This window comes from Staphylococcus sp. EG-SA-2 (assembly GCF_017152085.1).
Map to the genome: position 1 here is coordinate 1 of NZ_JACYHC010000097.1, position 555 is coordinate 555.

General features: G+C 35.3%; 1 protein-coding gene. It reads left to right on the plus strand.

The window, feature by feature from the left end; translation table 11 throughout:
• The coding region (locus IDG60_RS27135; RefSeq protein ID WP_206160376.1) for a molybdopterin-dependent oxidoreductase at nt 1-555 on the plus strand (555 nt) is incomplete at both ends.

Consider the following 555-nt stretch of genomic DNA (forward strand, 5'->3'; position numbering starts at 1 on the left):
TCATTGCAGATAATTTTACATCTATTAAAGAAAAGTATGGCCCAGATGCACTATCATTCATTTCTTCTTCTAAAGCGACGAATGAAGAATCGTATTTAATGCAAAAATTAGCAAGACAAGTTATTGGCACAAATAACGTTGATAACTGTTCAAGATATTGCCAAGCACCTGCAACAAAAGGCTTATTTAGAACGGTTGGACACGGCGGTGACTCAGGTAGTATTGAAGATTTAGAAAAAGCGGCAATGTCTGTATTGATAGGTACCAATACAGCCGAAGCTCATCCAGTTATCGCATCACGCATGAAACGTGCTCAAAAATTATTTGGACAAAAAATACATGTATTTGATATTAGAAAACATGAAATGGCAGAACGTGCGGATCGTTTTTATCAACCTAAACCAGGTACGGATTTAGCGTGGTTAAGTGCAGTGACTAAGTATATTATTGATCATGATTTACACGATAAAGCATTTATTGATGAGTGGGTAGATGATTTTGATGAATATTACAAATCATTAGAAACATTTACAATGGCTTTTGCTGAAGAAGCAA